Source organism: Streptomyces sp. NPDC002276 (assembly GCF_053891435.1).
Genome location: NZ_JBSFCQ010000006.1, coordinates 25,890 through 41,135, shown reverse-complemented (window position 1 = coordinate 41,135; position 15,246 = coordinate 25,890). Strand labels below are relative to the sequence as shown.

At 70.4% G+C, this 15,246-nt stretch carries 17 protein-coding genes; 5 read left to right on the top strand and 12 right to left on the bottom strand.

The annotated features are described in order from the left end of the window. Window positions 1–115: 115 nt before the first annotated feature. Window positions 116–592: a bacterioferritin gene (gene bfr, locus ACWIHT_RS17020; RefSeq protein ID WP_019062355.1), complete on the top strand. Its 477-nt coding sequence runs from the start codon at window positions 116–118 to the stop codon at window positions 590–592. 9 nt (window positions 593–601) lie between these two features. Here the strand turns inward: bfr and ACWIHT_RS17015 are convergent, their stop codons facing one another. Both ACWIHT_RS17015 and ACWIHT_RS17010 read right to left on the bottom strand, forming a co-directional pair. After that, window positions 602–844, bottom strand: a complete 243-nt coding sequence (locus tag ACWIHT_RS17015) for a (2Fe-2S)-binding protein (protein WP_456168912.1) — start codon at window positions 842–844, stop codon at window positions 602–604. Between the two features lie 135 nt (window positions 845–979). Then, window positions 980–2,335: a class II 3-deoxy-7-phosphoheptulonate synthase gene (locus ACWIHT_RS17010; protein WP_456168910.1), complete on the bottom strand. Its 1,356-nt coding sequence runs from the start codon at window positions 2,333–2,335 to the stop codon at window positions 980–982. Window positions 2,336–2,398: 63 nt separating this feature from the next. On the opposite strand from ACWIHT_RS17010, the gene ACWIHT_RS17005 reads away from it, so the two are divergent. Continuing rightward, entirely contained in the window at window positions 2,399–2,488 is a 90-nt protein-coding gene (locus ACWIHT_RS17005; protein WP_456168908.1) for a trp operon leader peptide, read from the top strand. A gap of 93 nt (window positions 2,489–2,581) precedes the next feature. Beyond that, window positions 2,582–4,480 (top strand): anthranilate synthase family protein, encoded by a 1,899-nt coding sequence (locus ACWIHT_RS17000; RefSeq protein ID WP_456168906.1) that lies wholly within the window; start codon window positions 2,582–2,584, stop codon window positions 4,478–4,480. A 34-nt stretch (window positions 4,481–4,514) separates the two neighbouring features. Here ACWIHT_RS17000 and ACWIHT_RS16995 read toward each other — a convergent pair whose 3' ends face one another. The 4 genes from ACWIHT_RS16995 to ACWIHT_RS16980 all read right to left on the bottom strand — a co-directional run bounded on the left by ACWIHT_RS16995 (window position 4,515) and on the right by ACWIHT_RS16980 (window position 8,345). Further along, window positions 4,515–5,543, bottom strand: coding sequence for a 6-phosphofructokinase (locus ACWIHT_RS16995; RefSeq protein WP_200681653.1), 1,029 nt, complete (start codon window positions 5,541–5,543; stop codon window positions 4,515–4,517). A 121-nt stretch (window positions 5,544–5,664) separates the two neighbouring features. Beyond that, window positions 5,665–6,342 (bottom strand): response regulator, encoded by a 678-nt coding sequence (locus tag ACWIHT_RS16990; protein ID WP_427922990.1) that lies wholly within the window; start codon window positions 6,340–6,342, stop codon window positions 5,665–5,667. Continuing rightward, window positions 6,339–7,562 carry a MacS family sensor histidine kinase gene (macS, locus tag ACWIHT_RS16985; RefSeq protein WP_456168904.1) on the bottom strand — a complete coding sequence of 408 codons (1,224 nt, stop codon included), beginning with the start codon at window positions 7,560–7,562 and terminating at the stop codon, window positions 6,339–6,341. The genes ACWIHT_RS16990 and macS overlap by 4 nt, the downstream gene beginning before the upstream one ends. 33 nt (window positions 7,563–7,595) lie before the next feature. Further along, window positions 7,596–8,345 carry a lysophospholipid acyltransferase family protein gene (locus ACWIHT_RS16980; RefSeq protein ID WP_456169271.1) on the bottom strand — a complete coding sequence of 250 codons (750 nt, stop codon included), beginning with the start codon at window positions 8,343–8,345 and terminating at the stop codon, window positions 7,596–7,598. 199 nt (window positions 8,346–8,544) lie between these two features. Here ACWIHT_RS16980 and ACWIHT_RS16975 point away from each other — a divergent pair, with 199 nt between their 5' ends. Both ACWIHT_RS16975 and ACWIHT_RS16970 read left to right on the top strand, forming a co-directional pair. Continuing rightward, the gene (locus ACWIHT_RS16975) at window positions 8,545–9,357 is read left to right on the top strand and encodes an alpha/beta hydrolase (RefSeq protein WP_456169270.1); all 813 of its coding nucleotides are present in this window, start codon (window positions 8,545–8,547) and stop codon (window positions 9,355–9,357) included. Beyond that, window positions 9,350–9,967 (top strand): hypothetical protein, encoded by a 618-nt coding sequence (locus tag ACWIHT_RS16970; protein ID WP_456168902.1) that lies wholly within the window; start codon window positions 9,350–9,352, stop codon window positions 9,965–9,967. Before ACWIHT_RS16975 ends, ACWIHT_RS16970 begins: the two co-directional genes overlap by 8 nt. On the opposite strand, the gene ACWIHT_RS16965 is transcribed toward ACWIHT_RS16970, so the two are convergent. From ACWIHT_RS16965 to ACWIHT_RS16940, 6 genes are all read right to left on the bottom strand, one after another. Then, window positions 9,964–10,710: an endonuclease/exonuclease/phosphatase family protein gene (locus tag ACWIHT_RS16965; protein ID WP_456168900.1), complete on the bottom strand. Its 747-nt coding sequence runs from the start codon at window positions 10,708–10,710 to the stop codon at window positions 9,964–9,966. The genes ACWIHT_RS16970 and ACWIHT_RS16965 overlap by 4 nt on opposite strands. A gap of 135 nt (window positions 10,711–10,845) precedes the next feature. Next, window positions 10,846–11,799 (bottom strand): ROK family glucokinase, encoded by a 954-nt coding sequence (locus ACWIHT_RS16960; protein WP_456168898.1) that lies wholly within the window; start codon window positions 11,797–11,799, stop codon window positions 10,846–10,848. Window positions 11,800–11,903: 104 nt separating this feature from the next. After that, window positions 11,904–12,389, bottom strand: a complete 486-nt coding sequence (locus ACWIHT_RS16955; protein WP_456168896.1) for a DUF5304 domain-containing protein — start codon at window positions 12,387–12,389, stop codon at window positions 11,904–11,906. A gap of 81 nt (window positions 12,390–12,470) precedes the next feature. Beyond that, a complete protein-coding gene (locus tag ACWIHT_RS16950; protein ID WP_456168894.1) occupies window positions 12,471–13,649 on the bottom strand; it encodes an ArsA family ATPase in 1,179 nt (392 codons plus the stop codon). A gap of 124 nt (window positions 13,650–13,773) precedes the next feature. Then, window positions 13,774–14,217: an SRPBCC family protein gene (locus ACWIHT_RS16945; RefSeq protein ID WP_456168892.1), complete on the bottom strand. Its 444-nt coding sequence runs from the start codon at window positions 14,215–14,217 to the stop codon at window positions 13,774–13,776. A 124-nt stretch (window positions 14,218–14,341) separates the two neighbouring features. Continuing rightward, window positions 14,342–15,097, bottom strand: a complete 756-nt coding sequence (locus tag ACWIHT_RS16940) for a metallophosphoesterase family protein (protein ID WP_456169269.1) — start codon at window positions 15,095–15,097, stop codon at window positions 14,342–14,344. Window positions 15,098–15,246 lie beyond the last annotated feature (149 nt).

Here is a 15,246-nt window from a genome sequence, read left to right as displayed (position 1 = left end):
CTGGGCGGATTCGGGCAACTCCTACTAAGCATGCACTTACTGGACGACGTCTTCGCGCCGGTGCAATCATGCGGCGCACCCCACCAGTTCCCTTGTTTTGGAAGGAGCCTCTGCGATGCAGGGCGACCCCGAGGTCCTTGAATTCCTCAACGAGCAGCTCACCGGTGAGCTGACCGCGATCAACCAGTACTGGCTGCACTACCGCATCCAGGACAACAACGGCTGGACCAAGCTCGCCAAGTACACGCGTGAAGAATCCATCGACGAGATGAAGCACGCGGACAAGATCACCGAGCGCATCCTGATGCTCGACGGTCTGCCGAACTACCAGCGGCTGTTCCATGTCCGGGTCGGCCAGACGGTCACCGAGATGTTCCAGGCGGACCGGCAGGTGGAGGTCGAGGCGATCGACCGCCTCAAGCGCGGGATCGAGGTGATGCGCACCAAGGGCGACATCACGTCCGCGAACATCTTCGAGGACATCCTTGAGGACGAGGAGCACCACATCGACTACCTCGACACGCAGCTCCAGCTGATCGAGCAGCTCGGCGAGGCGCTGTACATCGCGCAGCAGATCGAGCAGCCCAGCTAGGTTCCGCCCCTAAGCGGCTTCGTCCAGTTCGTCCAGTTCGGCGAAGACCGGCGCGCCCTCTTCCGCGAGATCGCCGAGATCGCGGCGCGGGCAGTTGCCGCGGCCGAGGATCGCCTGGATCCGGCGGACGCACGAACCGCAGTCGGTACCGGCCTTGCAGGCGGAGGCGATCTGGCGGGGCGTGCAGGCACCCCCACCCGCGTGCTGCTGGACCTGCGCCTCGGTCACCTGGAAGCAGCTGCAGACGTACACGCGGATTCACCTCCCGCCGGAACTTGATAAGGCCAACCTAACCTTACCCGGCCCACAGGAGTCGTAAAAGTGCCGTGGGGCGGGGATCGTATGTGATCCCCGCCCCACGGCACTCTGCTGTAACAGGTGAAACGGTTACTGGTCCCTGTACATCTCGGCGACGAGGAAGGCCAGGTCGAGGGACTGGCTGCGGTTGAGGCGCGGGTCGCAGGCCGTCTCGTAGCGCTGGTGGAGGTCGTCGACGAAGATCTCGTCGCCGCCGCCCACGCACTCGGTGACATCGTCGCCCGTGAGCTCGACGTGGATGCCGCCCGGGTGGGTGCCGAGGCCCTTGTGGACCTCGAAGAAGCCCTTCACCTCGTCGAGCACGTCGTCGAAGCGGCGGGTCTTGTGACCGGAGGCCGCCTCGTACGTGTTGCCGTGCATCGGGTCGGTGATCCAGGCGACGGTCGCGCCGGACGCGGTGACCTTCTCGACCAGCTCGGGCAGCTTGTCGCGGACCTTGTCCGCGCCCATCCGCACGATGAAGGTGAGGCGGCCGGGCTCGCGGTCGGGGTCGAGGCGCTCGATGTACTGGAGCGCGTCCTCGGCGGTGGTCGTCGGGCCGAGCTTGATGCCGATCGGGTTGCGGATCTGGGAGGCGAACTCGATGTGCGCGCCGTCCAGTTGGCGGGTGCGCTCGCCGATCCACACCATGTGCCCGGAGACGTCGTAGAGCCTGCCGGTGCGGGAGTCGACCCGGGTGAGGGCCGATTCGTAGTCCAGCAGCAGCGCCTCGTGCGAGGAGTAGAACTCGACGGTCTTGAACTCCTCCGGGTCGGTCCCGCAGGCCCGCATGAAGTTCAGCGCGTTGTCGATCTCGCGGGCGAGCTGCTCGTAGCGCTGGCCGGAGGGGGACGACTTCACGAAGTCCTGGTTCCAGGCGTGCACCTGGCGCAGGTCGGCGTAGCCGCCGGTGGTGAAGGCGCGCACCAGGTTGAGCGTGGAGGCGGACGCGTTGTACATCCGCTTCAGGCGCTCGGGGTCCGGGACGCGGGCCTCTTCGGTGAAGGCGAAGCCGTTGACGGAGTCACCCCGGTAGGTCGGGAGCGTCACCCCGTCGCGGGTCTCGGTCCCCTTGGAGCGCGGCTTGGAGTACTGGCCGGCGATCCGGCCGACCTTGACCACCGGCACCGAGGCGGCGTACGTGAGGACGGCGCCCATCTGGAGGAGGGTCTTGAGCTTGGCGCGAATCTGGTCGGCACCGACGGCGTCGAAGGACTCGGCGCAGTCGCCGCCCTGAAGGAGGAACGCCTCCCCCTTGGCGACGGCCGCCATACGGGCACGCAGCTGGTCACACTCACCGGCGAAGACCAGTGGAGGATACGACTCCAGCTCGGCAATCACCTTGCGCAGAGCCTCGGAGTCGGGGTAGTCAGGCTGCTGCGCCGCGGGCAGGTCGCGCCAGGTCGCCTGAGCGGCGACGGCTTGGGAATCAGCGTTCACGGTCACTCAGTAAACATTACGGCGTCGTGTCGAGTCGTTTTCCTGCGGCTCGACAGGTGAGACGCCCAGATGCTCACCTGTGCGTGGGGTATGGTGCGCTCCATGTTCGCGCATTCGACCCGTAACTGGTGGTGGACCGCTCATCCGGCGGCCCACTGACTGCGCGTACTCCCAGTACTCCGCGAAGGCCGCCCGAGGGGCGGCCTTCGGTGTGTCCGGGGTCGTTCCTCCTCCATCGATGGCAGAGGAACCATGGACCTGACACAGCTGCTGACCGACGACCGACCGTTCGCCCTGCTGCGCCGTCGCACCCCGGGCCACGACCAGGACGTGATCGAGGTCATGCGCGGCCCGGTCTCCACCCACGACCGCCTCGCCGACCTCCCCGCCGAGGGCCTGGCCCTGATTCCCTTCCGCCAGATCCGCGAGCGCGGCTTCGACGTCCGTGACGACGGCACCCCGCTGGCCTTCCTCACCCCCGAGGAGTCGTACGGCATCCCGCTCGCCGACGCCCTGGACCAGCTGCCCGCGCACGACGTGCGGGTCGAGGGCGGTGGCTTCGACGTCGGTGACGAGGCGTACGGGGAGATCGTCGGGCGGGTGCTGCGGGAGGAGATCGGGCGCGGCGAGGGGGCCAACTTCGTCATCCGGCGGACGTACGGGGGCGAGATCCCGGGGTTCTCGCGCAAAGACGCTCTCGCGCTCTTCCGGCGGCTGCTGGTGGGTGAGCGGGGCGCGTACTGGACGTTCGTCGTGCACACCGGGGAGCGCACGCTCGTGGGCGCGAGTCCCGAGGTGCACGTGCGGATGTCCGGCGGGACGGTCGTCATGAACCCGATCAGCGGGACGTACCGCTATCCGGCCGAGGGGCCCACGCCCGAGCACCTGCTCTCCTTCCTCGCCGACGGCAAGGAGATCGAGGAGCTGTCGATGGTCGTCGACGAGGAACTGAAGATGATGTGCACGGTCGGCGACATGGGCGGGGTCGTGGTCGGGCCGCGGCTGAAGGAGATGGCCCATCTCGCGCACACGGAGTACGAGTTGCGCGGCCGGTCCTCGCTGGATGTGCGGGAGGTCCTGAGGGAGACCATGTTCGCGGCGACCGTCACCGGCTCGCCGGTGCAGAACGCCTGCCGGGTCATCGAGCGGTATGAGCCCCTCGGACGGGACGGTGTCGGGCGCGGCTACTACGCGGGCGCCCTCGCCCTGCTCGGCCGCGACTCCGGCGGCGCGCAGACCCTCGACTCCCCCATCCTCATCCGCACCGCCGACATCGACGCGGCCGGCCGGCTGCGGGTACCGGTCGGCGCGACCCTCGTCCGTGGCTCCGACCCGGCGGGCGAGGTCGCGGAGACCCACGCGAAGGCGGCGGGAGTGCTGGCGGCGCTGGGCGTACGGCCCTCCCGGCCGCGCGAGGAGGGCACGCGGCCCCGGCTCGCCGACGATCCACGGGTGCGCGCCGCCCTCGACGGTCGCCGCACCTCCCTGGCGCCCTTCTGGCTGCGGATGCAGGAGCGGTCCGAGGAGCTGACCGGGCACGCGCTGGTCGTCGACGGGGAGGACACCTTCACGGCGATGCTCGCGCATGTGCTGCGGTCGAGCGGCCTGGAGGTGACCGTGCGCCGGTACGACGAGGCGGGGCTGCGGGAGGCGGTGCTCGCGCACGAGGGACCGGTGGTGCTGGGGCCGGGCCCCGGTGACCCCTCCGACACGGCCGATCCGAAGATGCGGTTCCTGCGGGCGCTGACCGCCGAGGTCCTCCGCGAGAACCGGCACGGCGTCCTCGGTGTGTGCCTCGGGCACGAACTGATCGCGGCGGAGCTGGGGTTGGAGATCGTGCGGAAGGAGGTTCCGTACCAGGGGGCGCAGACGACGGTCGACCTGTTCGGGCGGGAGGAGACCGTCGGCTTCTACAACAGCTTCGTGGCGCGGTGCGACGACGAGGCCGCCGCCGAACTGGAGGCCCACGGCGTGGAGGTCAGTCGTAGCGCGAGGGGTGAGGTGCATGCGCTGCGGGGGCCGGGGTTCGCCGGTGTGCAGTTCCACCCGGAGTCCGTGCTGACGCTCAACGGGGCCGCTGTCGTACGGGAGTTGATGGGTCGGCTGCGGGGGTCGAGCACGGCGTCGTCGGTGGAGCGCCGGACGGGCTGAGTCGCCCGGCCGGCGCCCGGAGCGCGGCCATGGCTCAGCCGAAGAACACCCCGACCTCCTCGTACAGCTTCGGGTCGACCGTCTTCAGCTGGGCCGTGGCCTCCGCGATCGGGACCCGGACGATGTCCGTGCCACGCAGGGCGACCATCTTGCCGAAGTCGCCGTCGCGGACGGCCTCGATGGCGTGCAGGCCGAAGCGGGTGGCGAGCCAGCGGTCGAAGGCGCTCGGCGTGCCGCCGCGCTGGATGTGGCCGAGGACGGTGGTGCGGGCCTCCTTGCCGGTCCGCTTCTCGATCTCCTTGGCCAGCCACTCGCCGACCCCGGACAGCCGCACGTGTCCGAAGGAGTCGAGGGTGCCGTCCTTGAGGACCACCTCGCCGTCCTTGGGCATGGCCCCCTCCGCGACGACCACGATCGGGGCGTACGACGCCTTGAAGCGGGAGGTGATCCAGCCGCACACCTGGTCGACGTCGAAGCGCTGCTCGGGGATGAGGATGACGTTGGCGCCGCCGGCCAGGCCGGAGTGGATCGCTATCCAGCCGGCGTGGCGGCCCATGACCTCGCAGACCAGGACCCGCATGTGCGACTCGGCGGTGGTGTGCAGCCGGTCGATGGCCTCCGTGGCGATGCCCACGGCGGTGTCGAAGCCGAAGGTGTAGTCGGTGGCGGACAGGTCGTTGTCGATGGTCTTCGGCACGCCGACGCACGGCACGCCGTACTCGTCCGAGAGCCGCGCGGCCACGCCGAGGGTGTCCTCGCCGCCGATCACGATCAGCGCGTCGACCTCCTGCGCGGCGAGGTTGGCCTTGATGCGGCCGATGCCGTTCTCCAGCTTCAGCGGGTTGGTGCGGGAGGAGCCGAGGATGGTGCCGCCGCGGGGCAGGATGCCGCGCACGGCGGGGATGTCGAGCCGGACGGTGTCTCCTTCGAGCGGGCCCCGCCAGCCGTCCCGGTAGCCGACGAAGTCGTAGCCGAACTCCTGGACGCCCTTGCGGACGATGCCCCGGATGACGGCGTTGAGTCCGGGGCAGTCGCCGCCTCCGGTCAGTACTCCGACGCGCATGGAAATATCCCTTCGCCGCAGTTTCCTGTGACAGCCACGCTAATGGTGATCCAGGTCACAGAGGGATGGGCGGGAAGGTCAATTCACCTGAATTGTGGGGTAGTTGATCTACCCGGTCCGGCTACGCGTCGTCGAGGCCGCGCTCTATCGCGTACCGCACCAGCTCCACGCGGTTGTGCAACTGGAGCTTGCCCAGGGTGTTCTGGACGTGGTTCTGGACCGTGCGGTGCGAGATGACCAGGCGTTCGGCGATCTGCTTGTAGCTCAGGCCCTTGGCGACCAGGCGCAGTACTTCGGTTTCCCTGTCGGTGAGTTGGGGCGCCTTGGGCTCGTCGCTGCCGGCGGCCGGTGCCGGGTCGGAGGCCAGGCGCCGGTACTCGCCGAGGACCAGTCCGGCGAGCCCCGGGGTGAACACCGGGTCGCCGACGGCCGTCCGGCGCACCGCGTCCAACAGCTCTTCCGTGGAAGCCGACTTGAGCAGATAGCCGGTCGCGCCCGACTTCACCGCCTCCAGCACGTCGGCGTGCTCACCGCTCGCCGAGAGCACCAGGACGCGCAACGCCGGGTTGGCGCCCACCAGTTCCTTGCAGACCTGGACACCGGGCAGCACCGGCAGGTTCAGGTCCAGGACCAGGACGTCCGGGGCGGCTGCCTTCGCCCGGCGCACCGCCTGCTCGCCGTCCCCGGCGGTGGCGACCACCTCGAAGCCGGACTCGGCCAGGTCGCGCGCCACGGCATCGCGCCACATCGGGTGGTCGTCGACCACCATGACCCTGATCGGGCCCCGCTGCTCACTCATCGTGTCCCCGCCTTCCCCCGCGCCTTCGGTACCTTCAGCTCAACTTCCGTGCCCTGACCGGGAATCGACACCAGCTCGGCGCTGCCGCCGAGGTGCCGCAGCCGCCCCCGGATCGACAGGGCGACCCCGAGCCGCCCCTCCCCCTCGGCCTGCGCGAGCCGCCCCTCGGGGATACCGGGCCCGTCGTCCCGCACGGTCACCACGACCTCCCCCGGCTCGTCCTCGACCAGGATCCAGGCACGGGCCTCGTCACCGGCATGCCTGCGCACATTGTCCAACGCGGCACCGACAGCGGCGGCCAGCTCCTTCGCCGCGGGCGCGGGCAACGGCACCGGAGCCCCGGGCTCGGCGAAACTCACCTTCGCGGCGGCATACGGCGCGAGCAGCGACCGAAGATCGACCGGCCCGTCGTCGTCCCCGGCATCGGGTTCCTCTTCTACGGCCCTCACGACCGCGCCCTCCGCCGCGTCCAGCGACACCCTGGAGACGGGCACCAGGCCGGCGGAGACCAGAGTGCGCAGGGCGATCTCCTGCTCGCCCGCCATCCGGCCCAGTTCGCCCGCCTCGCCGCCGAGCACGGCACCGCGCCGCTGCACCATGGCCAGCACCTGAAGGACACCGTCGTGGATGTCCCGGGCGAGCCGCTCCCGCTCCCGGGTGGTGGCCTCGATCTCCAGGGCGCGGGCGAGGGTGCGCTCGGAGGCGCGGGCGACCTCCACGACGTAGCCGATGGCGATGGAGGCGACCCAGACGAGGACCACGTTGTGCACGGTGTCGCGGGCCGGGGAGCCGCGCTCGATCAGGTTGGCGACGGCGACCGGGGTGGAGGCGAAGGCGGCCCAGCGCCAGCCGCCCTTGATGGCGAAGGCGAGGACCGAACCGGCGGTCCATATCGACGGCAGGGTGGGGCCGCCGCTGTCGATGTGGTGGGCGTCGGCGGCGACCGGGGTGAGGACGATGCCGGTCAGCGCGATCGCGAGGTCCACGGCCAGGAAGCGCTTGGTGCAGGCGACCGCGCTCTGCACCCGGGGCAGGGTGGCGAGCGTCCAGACGAACAGGACGACGTAGAAGGCGATGGCGATGCCCGGGCGGTCGAACTGGTCGTACTCGGAGGCGAACAGTCCGACCGCGTACAGCATGGTCAGCACGCGGTAGCCGCTCAGGGCGCGCCACAGCGGCTGCTCGACGGACATTCTGATGACGCGCTCGCGTTTCGCCACGATCCCCACCCCCGACAACAGACTGCCCTCGCGCTACGAGGACCCGGTCTGTTCCTTCTCCGCTTGTGCGAGCGCGGCCTTGGTGGCCTTGTCCGCTTCCTTCTCGGCCTTCGCCGCCTCCGCGAGCTGCCGTTTGGCGGCCGTCGCATAGATGTCGACGTACTCCTGGCCGGAGAGCTTCATGATTTCGTACATGACCTCGTCGGTCACGGCGCGCAGCACGAAACGGTCGTGCTCCATGCCGTTGTACCGGCTGAAGTCGAGCGGCTTGCCGATCCGGATGCCCGGGCGCATCAGCTTCGGCACGACCTTGCCGGGCGGCTGGATCTTCTCCGTGTCGATCATCGCGACCGGGATCACCGGAGCGCCGCCGGCGAGCGCCACGCGCGCGAGGCCACCCGGTTTGCCGCGGTACAGGCGGCCGTCCGGGGAGCGCGTGCCCTCCGGATAGATACCGAACAGCTCACCGCGCGCCAGGACGTCGAGCCCGGCCTTGATCGCGGCCTCGCCCGCCCCGCGCGCACCCGAGCGGTCCACCGGGAGCTGGCCGGCGCCCTTGAAGAACGCGGCCGTCAGCTTGCCCTTCAGCCCGGGCGTCGTGAAGTACTCGGCCTTCGCGATGAAGGTCACCTTGCGGTCGAGGATCGCGGGCAGGAAGAACGAGTCCGAGAACGAGAGGTGATTGCTCGCCAGAATGGCGGCGCCCTCCGCCGGAATGTTCTCAAGGCCCTCCACCCACGGCCGGAAGGCGACCTTCAGCGGCCCACCGATGGCGACCTTCATCGTGCCGTACAACAACCGAGTGCCTCCTGTGCTCATCGATCAGACCTTAACCCGGAGCACCGTCAAAGGACCCGACGGCCCTGGTCGGTGTCAGTGCGGTCGCGTACGGTTAACCGCACCTGGACTCGTTCACGCCTCACTGACGCACACCCTTCTTCATGAACATGAACACGCCCCTCTCATGAACAGGAGACCGAAGGTGCCGGTCCTCCCCGGAGCCGAGCCGTACCGCCACGAGGGCGGGGAGGTCGGAGTTCTCCTCTGCCACGGCTTCACCGGTTCCCCGCAGTCGCTGCGCCCCTGGGCGGAGTATCTGGCCGAGCGCGGCCTCACCGTGTCGCTGCCGCTGCTGCCCGGGCACGGCACCCGCTGGGAGGACATGCAGCTCACCGGCTGGCAGGACTGGTACGCGGAGGTGGACCGCGAGCTGCGCGCCTTGCGCGAGCGCTGCTCCCAGGTCTTCGTCGCGGGCCTGTCCATGGGCGGGGCGCTGGCCCTGCGGCTGGCCGCGAAGCACGGCGACGAGATCAGCGGTGTCGTGGTCGTCAACCCCGGTATCAAGGTGCACGGCCTCGCCGCGTACGCCCTTCCGGTCGCGCGCCACCTGGTGCGTACGGCGCCGGGTATCGCCAGCGACATCGCGAAGGAGGGCAGCGACGAGGTCGGCTACGACAAGGTGCCGCTGCACTCCGCGCACTCGCTGCGCAATTTCTTCCGGCTGGTCGACCGCGAGCTGCCGCAGGTGACCCAGCCGCTTCTGCTGCTGCACAGCACCCAGGACCATGTGGTGCCGTCGGCCGACTCGGCCCGTGTCCTCAGTCGCGTTTCCTCGGCCGACGTGGCGGAAATCCTGCTGGAACAGAGCTACCACGTCGCGACGTTGGACCACGACGCGGACCGGATTTTCGAGGAGAGCTTCACGTTCATCGGCCGGCTCGCACCCAGTGTCGGCAAGCAGGCGTCCGACACGGGCCGGGTGAGCGAGCAGGAAGGGACGGCCACAGGTGGCTGAGCACGACTCCGACCGCGAGGGCCTCGAACCGGACGAGCAGGGCGTCCCGTTCGACGAGGAGGCCGCGTGGGCCGCGATCGTCGCCGGATACGGTGACGAGCCCAAGGATCCGCCGGGCGCCAAGCCGTTCAAGTCGATCGAGGACCTGGCGCTGCTCGACCCCGAGAAGAACGACGAGCAGCCCAAGGCCAAGGAGCAGTCCTCCAAGGACAAGGGCAAGGACAAGGGCAAGGACAAGGACGCGGAGGAGCCGCCGTCCGCCAAGCCGCTGGGCAGTTCCGTCTCGTTCGCGCCCGGTGTCGGCGGTCCCCGTGACTACACCGCGCCGGACGCCTCCGAGGAGGACTTCGACGAGGACGACGAGGGCCACTTCGTGCCGCCGGAGCCGCCGCCGCTGCCGGCCGCCGACACGACGGCCAAGTTCGCCTGGCTCGGGGTGATCGGCGGCCCGATCCTGCTGCTGCTGGCGGTGCTGCTCGGCTGGGACATGACCTGGTGGCTCACGACCGTCGGCATCGGCGGCTTCCTGGGCGGCTTCGGCACGCTGGTGATGCGGATGCGGACGGACGACGAGGAGGGGGACGACCCCGGGCGCGGGGCCGTCGTCTAACTTGCGGGGATTTTGAGGGCGGCCAGGACCGGGAAGTGGTCCGTGGCCGCCCTCAGGTCTGTCTCCGTCACTCCCGGTTGCTCCGACGGCACCCCGCAGCCCAGCACCTCGACGCCCTGGGTCGCGAAGATCGCGTCGATGCGCTGGAAGGGGTTGCCGGGGGTCCAGGTGTACTCGTCGCCCCAGGGTGTGGTGGCCCAGCAGTCCTGGAGGTCCTTGGCCAGCCGGGTGAAAGTCCGGCCTCCGGGGCGGTCGTTGAGGTCGCCGCCCGCGATCGCGTGGTCCACGCCCAGGCCGGCCAGCCGGTCGAGCAGCATGCCGCCCTGGTCGTAGCGCTCGTCCTCGCGGAGGCTGAGGTGGCAGCTGAGGACGCCGAGCCTGGCGCCGCCGAAGCGGACGACCGCGGTCGCGAAGCCGCGGCGGTGTTCGCCGGGGGTGAGGGGGAGGAGTACGTCCTCGGTGCGTTCGACTGTCGCGCGGAGGGAACAGAGCAGGGCGGGCCCCGCGGCGGTGCCGCCGCCGGAGAGGACGACCAGGTCGGAGGCTGACGCCAGGCGGGCGAGCTTCTTGCGCCAGCGGAAGAAGCGGGGGGCTTCCTGGACGAGGACGAGGTCCGGGGCGCAGGCCCTGATCACGCGGGCCAGGGCGGCGGTGTCGTCGCGCATCGAGCGGATGTTGTAGCTCAGGACGCGGATGATCGCGGAACCGTCGGGTTCGGTGCGGGAGTTGGGGAGCGGCGCCATGTGGATCAATTTACGCCGCGAGGAAAAGAGCCGCGCGCCCAATAGCTCGGGGCGCGAGGTTCGTGTGCGACTGCCGGTCCGATGTGGCTGGTCGCGCAGTTCCCCGCGCCCCTTAAAAGCACAAAGCGAGGCGCACTACATGATCGGGTCCGGCTCCCTCGCCAAGTCCGCCGCACCCACCATGCCCGCCTTGTTGCCCAGTTGGGCCGCGATCACGTCGGCCACCGGGCGCCAGTTGCCGCCCACCAGCCAGCGTTTGTAGGACTTGCGGATCGGGTCGAGGACGAGTTCGCCCTCGTCCGAGAGGCCGCCGCCGACGATGAACGCGGAGGGGTCGAAGAGGGAGGCCAGGTCGGCGAGGCCGGCGCCGGCCCAGCGGGCCAGCTCGCGGTAGGAGTCGACGGCCACCGGGTCGCCCTGCCGGGCGGCCATGGAGATGTGCTTGCCCTCGATGCCCTCGGGGCTGCCGTCGCCCAGCGAGAGCAGTACCTCGGCCGCCTCGGGGGTGGCGTTGGCGCGCTGCTTGGCGTAGCGGACGAGAGCGCGGCCGGAGGCGTACTGCTCCCAGCAGCCCTGCGAGCCACAGCCGCACAGCAGGCCGTCCGGCACCATGCGGATGTGGCCGAACTCGGCGGCCACCCCGAAGTGCCCGCGGCGCAGCTTGTTGCCGATGATGATGCCGCCGCCGAGGCCGGTGCCGAGGGTGATGCAGATGACGTTGCGGTGGCCCTTGCCGGCGCCGAACTTGTACTCGCCCCAGGCCGCGGCGTTCGCGTCGTTCTCCACGACGACGGGCAGGCCCACGCGGGCCTCGACCTTGTCCTTCAGCGGCTCCTGGCGCCAGTCGATGTTCGGCGCGAAGTAGACCGTGGAGCGCTGCCGGTTCACGTAGCCTGCCGCGCCGATGCCCACGCCCACGATCTCGTGCCCGGCGCGCGCTCCGTCGACGGCGGCGGCGATGGCGTCGACGATGCCCTCGGGCGTGCCCGGGGTGGGCACCTGGTGGGTCGACAGGATGGTGCCTTCCTCATCGACCACGCCGGCCGCGATCTTGGTGCCGCCGATGTCGACGCCGATGGTGAGTCCCATGAATCCCTCAGTTTCGGTCGAGCCCCGCTACGGCCCACCGTACCCGAGGGCCCGGCGTCGGATCAGCGACGTCGTTCCGGAGAGCGGGCCCTCCGGAGCGGGTCCTAGTCGAGGTCGATGCGCTCCCCCGGGCCCGAGTCGTCTCCCGGGTCGCGCAGGTTCTTGAGTTCGCTGTCGCGGGCCGTCCAGCGCTGTTCCTGGGCCTGGACGGCGGAGCGGTACGCGGCGAGGAGTTCGTTTCCGGCCGCCGCGAGGTGGTCGAAGACGTCCGGGTTGCGTTCGATGACGGGCTCGACGGCGGCCTTGGCCTGCTGGACGACCTGCTTGACCACCTGCTGGGCGGCCGGTCCCGCGACCTGGCCGAGCAGTGGCGACTGCAAGCTGGACAGCTTGTCCGTGACGGTGTCGACGAGCTTGCGCAGTTCCTCGGCGGCCGAGCCCGGGGGCGGGCCGTACTGGGTGCGGCGGCGGGCCTTCTCCGCCGCGAGGTCTTCGGCGGCCGCCGTCGCCCAGGCGTCGGCGTCGGTCGCCCGCACCTCGTCGAGCGCCTCTTCCTTGCCGGCCTCGTACGGGGGGAGCTCTTCGCTCATGACGGACTCCTGACTACGGTTCGTCTCTACGACGTTACCCGAATGGGCGTACGTGCTTCACGTCTCCGCACGCACCAATGCTCACCTTCCCCGCGGCCACAGGTCCGGGTCGGGCGTGAAGCGGATACGCAGCTCGCCCTCGCGCAGGGCGGCACCCGCCACGGTGCAGCGGCGCAGGGCCGAGGGCAGGGGGACGATACGGCGGAACTGGCCGACGGTGACGACCAGTTCGTCGCCCCGGCGGACGAGGTCCAGCTCGTCCCGTATCGCACCGGGCAGCGGGATGTGCCAGACGAGGACCCTGTCGCCGCCGTCCTCGACCGGCTCGTCGGTCACGGGCCACTCGACCGTGGAACCGGTCGCGTTGACACCGGGTACGGCGAGCGCGGCAAGGTCGTCGGTGCCGCGCGGGTCGTGGCCGAGGTGACGGACGGGATGGCAGTCGTACGTGCCCTGCCACTCGTCCAGGGTCTTGCGCTGCTGGGCGTTCAGGGCGGCGAGCCAGGTGTCCTCGACGGACTCGGGCAGTACTCGGTTGGCGATCAGCGCATCCGGGCGCAGGCCGCGCAGGGCGAGGGCGAGACCGGCCGCGCGGACGGCGTCGGCGCCTGCCGGGCCGGGGTCCGCGACCAGGCGTACGGACGTGTCGCGGTCGGCGAGGACCGCCTCGACGGCCGCCAGTTCCACGTCCCACCGGCCCGCGGTGTCGTAGAGCCACTCCGAGGGCATCGGGACGCCGGCGAGGCGGCCGAGGACCGGGCGCAGGGCGCGGGCCGCCTGGCGCTCCGCGGGGAGGAGGCGGCGGAGGTAGCGGCGGAGTTCCTCGGGGAGGGCGAGGAGGGCGAGAGCCTGGGGGGTGGGCGGGAGGTCGACCACGAGCAGGTCGTAGGCCTCCGAGAGGGCCGCGTCGCGCAGGGCGCGGAGCAGGGCCAGTTCCTCGGCGCCGGGGAGGGGGGTGAGTTCTTCCGCGTCCAGGCGTGCCGCGCCCAGGAGTTCGAGGGCGGAGGAGGCCCGGTTCTGGAAGGCGGTGAGGTCTGCGCGGAACGACTCCGTGGCGTCGGGGCGCCAGGCGGTGAGGTGTTCGGTGACGTGTACGGGCGCCGCTCCTGTCGGCACGGCGAGGGCCGCGCCGAGGGTGTCGCCTCGGTCCGCCCCCAGGAGCAGGGTGCGGGTGCCGGGGCCTGCGGCGGCTTGGGCGGTGGCTGCGGCGATGGTGCTGCGGCCGCTGCCGCCTGGGCCGGTGATCAGGAGGGTGCGCATGTCTGTGAACGGTAGTCGGTCGGTGGGGGCTTGGCGCCGCTGCCGGGGGCTCCGCCCCCGGACCCCCGTCGGCCCCGAAGGGGCCTCGTCCTCAAACGACGGACGGGCTGACACGCACCCCCGTCTACTTCTCGCCCGACTCCACCCGCTTCTTCAACCCCGCCAGCGCCCTGTCGATGATGACCTTCTCGGCCTTGCGCTTGATCATGCCCAGCATGGGGATCTTGACGTCCACGGTCAGCAGGTACGTGACCTCCGTGGCGCCCGCGCCCTTGGGCTTGAGGAGGTAGGAGCCGTCCAGGGAGCGCAGCATCTGGGACTTGACGAGGGTCCAGGAGACCTCGTTGTCGGCGGTCCAGGTGTACGCGAGGACCTGGTCGTCCTTGATCGCGCCGGCGTCCATGACGAGCCGGACCTGTTCGGCGCGGCCCCGGTCGTCGGTCTTGAGGACGTCCGCCTCCTTGACCTCGCCGGTCCAGTCCGGGTAGCGGGCGAAGTCGGCGATCACCGCCATGACGTCGGCCGGTGCCGCCTCGATCGTGATGCTCGAACTGGTGTGTTCCGCCATCGCTGTGGCTCCTCCAGATGCGGACCGGCAGGGCGTCGTCGTCGTGCGCTTGTGCGTGCAGCGTGAAGGCTACCTCCCCGCCAACCCCCTTACCGCACCCCCTACCTGCGGTATCGGCGGGCGGTCACCATTCCAGTGCCCACGGCTTGCCGCTGCCCGCGAAGTGGCCGACGTTCACGCACTCGGTCGCGCCGATCCGCATCCTGGGGACGAGCGGCTGGTGGACGTGGCCGAACAGTGAATAGCGGGGCCTGGTGCGGCGGATGGCGTCCAGGAGGGCGCGGCTGCCGCGTTCGAAACGGCGCGCGACGGTGTCGTAGACCAGCTCGGGGACCTCGGGTGGGATGTGGGTGCACAGGACGTCGACCTCGCCGACGGCCTCGATCTTGGCGGCGTACTCCTCGTCGCTGATCTCGTACGGGGTGCGCATGGGGGTGCGCAGGCCGCCGCCGACGAAGCCGAAGGTCCAGCCGCCGATCTCGACGCGTTCGCCGTCGAGCACGGTCGTTCCGGATTCGGCGTACTCGGGCCACAGGGTCGGCATGTCGACGTTGCCGTAGGTGGCGTACGTCGGGGTGGGGAAGGCGGCGAACATCTCCGCGTACTGCTTGCGGACCGCCTTCTCGATGAGGGCGGCGCGGTCGCCGCCGACCGTGCTCCAGAGGCGGGCGCCTAGTTCGCGGGCCTCCTCGAAGCGGCGGGCGGTGCGCAGCTCGACCAGGCGGTCGGCGTTCGCCTCGCCGAACAGTTCGGGGAAGATCCCGCGCGTGTGGTCGGCGTAGTCGAGGAACAGGACCAGGTCGCCCAGGCAGATCAGGGCGTCGGCACCCTCACCGGAAGTGGCCAGGTCACGGGCGTTGCCGTGCACGTCGCTGACCACATGGACGCGCGTCCGGGAGTTACCGGATGGTGTGGGTGCCATGACGATCAAGCGTAGGCCTGTGCGGCAAACGTGAACAGTGGCGGCCTCGCTTGCGGTTACTGGCCAGTCAAGAAAGGGGTGGACTACTGTGCGCGAGGAAACACCAA

Excerpts from the sequence above, each read along its gene's own strand:
- bfr (WP_019062355.1), top strand. The coding sequence starts at position 116 with ATGCAGGGCGACCCCGAGGTCCTTGAATTCCTCAACGAGCAGCTCACC.
- ACWIHT_RS17005 (WP_456168908.1), top strand. The coding sequence starts at position 2,399 with ATGCTCACCTGTGCGTGGGGTATGGTGCGCTCCATGTTCGCGCATTCG.
- ACWIHT_RS17000 (WP_456168906.1), top strand. The coding sequence starts at position 2,582 with ATGGACCTGACACAGCTGCTGACCGACGACCGACCGTTCGCCCTGCTG.
- ACWIHT_RS16995 (WP_200681653.1), bottom strand. The coding sequence starts at position 5,543 with ATGCGCGTCGGAGTACTGACCGGAGGCGGCGACTGCCCCGGACTCAAC.
- ACWIHT_RS16990 (WP_427922990.1), bottom strand. The coding sequence starts at position 6,342 with ATGAGTGAGCAGCGGGGCCCGATCAGGGTCATGGTGGTCGACGACCAC.
- ACWIHT_RS16980 (WP_456169271.1), bottom strand. The coding sequence starts at position 8,345 with ATGAAGGTCGCCATCGGTGGGCCGCTGAAGGTCGCCTTCCGGCCGTGG.
- ACWIHT_RS16965 (WP_456168900.1), bottom strand. The coding sequence starts at position 10,710 with ATGGCGCCGCTCCCCAACTCCCGCACCGAACCCGACGGTTCCGCGATC.
- ACWIHT_RS16960 (WP_456168898.1), bottom strand. The coding sequence starts at position 11,799 with ATGGGACTCACCATCGGCGTCGACATCGGCGGCACCAAGATCGCGGCC.
- ACWIHT_RS16955 (WP_456168896.1), bottom strand. The coding sequence starts at position 12,389 with ATGAGCGAAGAGCTCCCCCCGTACGAGGCCGGCAAGGAAGAGGCGCTC.
- ACWIHT_RS16950 (WP_456168894.1), bottom strand. The coding sequence starts at position 13,649 with ATGCGCACCCTCCTGATCACCGGCCCAGGCGGCAGCGGCCGCAGCACC.
- ACWIHT_RS16945 (WP_456168892.1), bottom strand. The coding sequence starts at position 14,217 with ATGGCGGAACACACCAGTTCGAGCATCACGATCGAGGCGGCACCGGCC.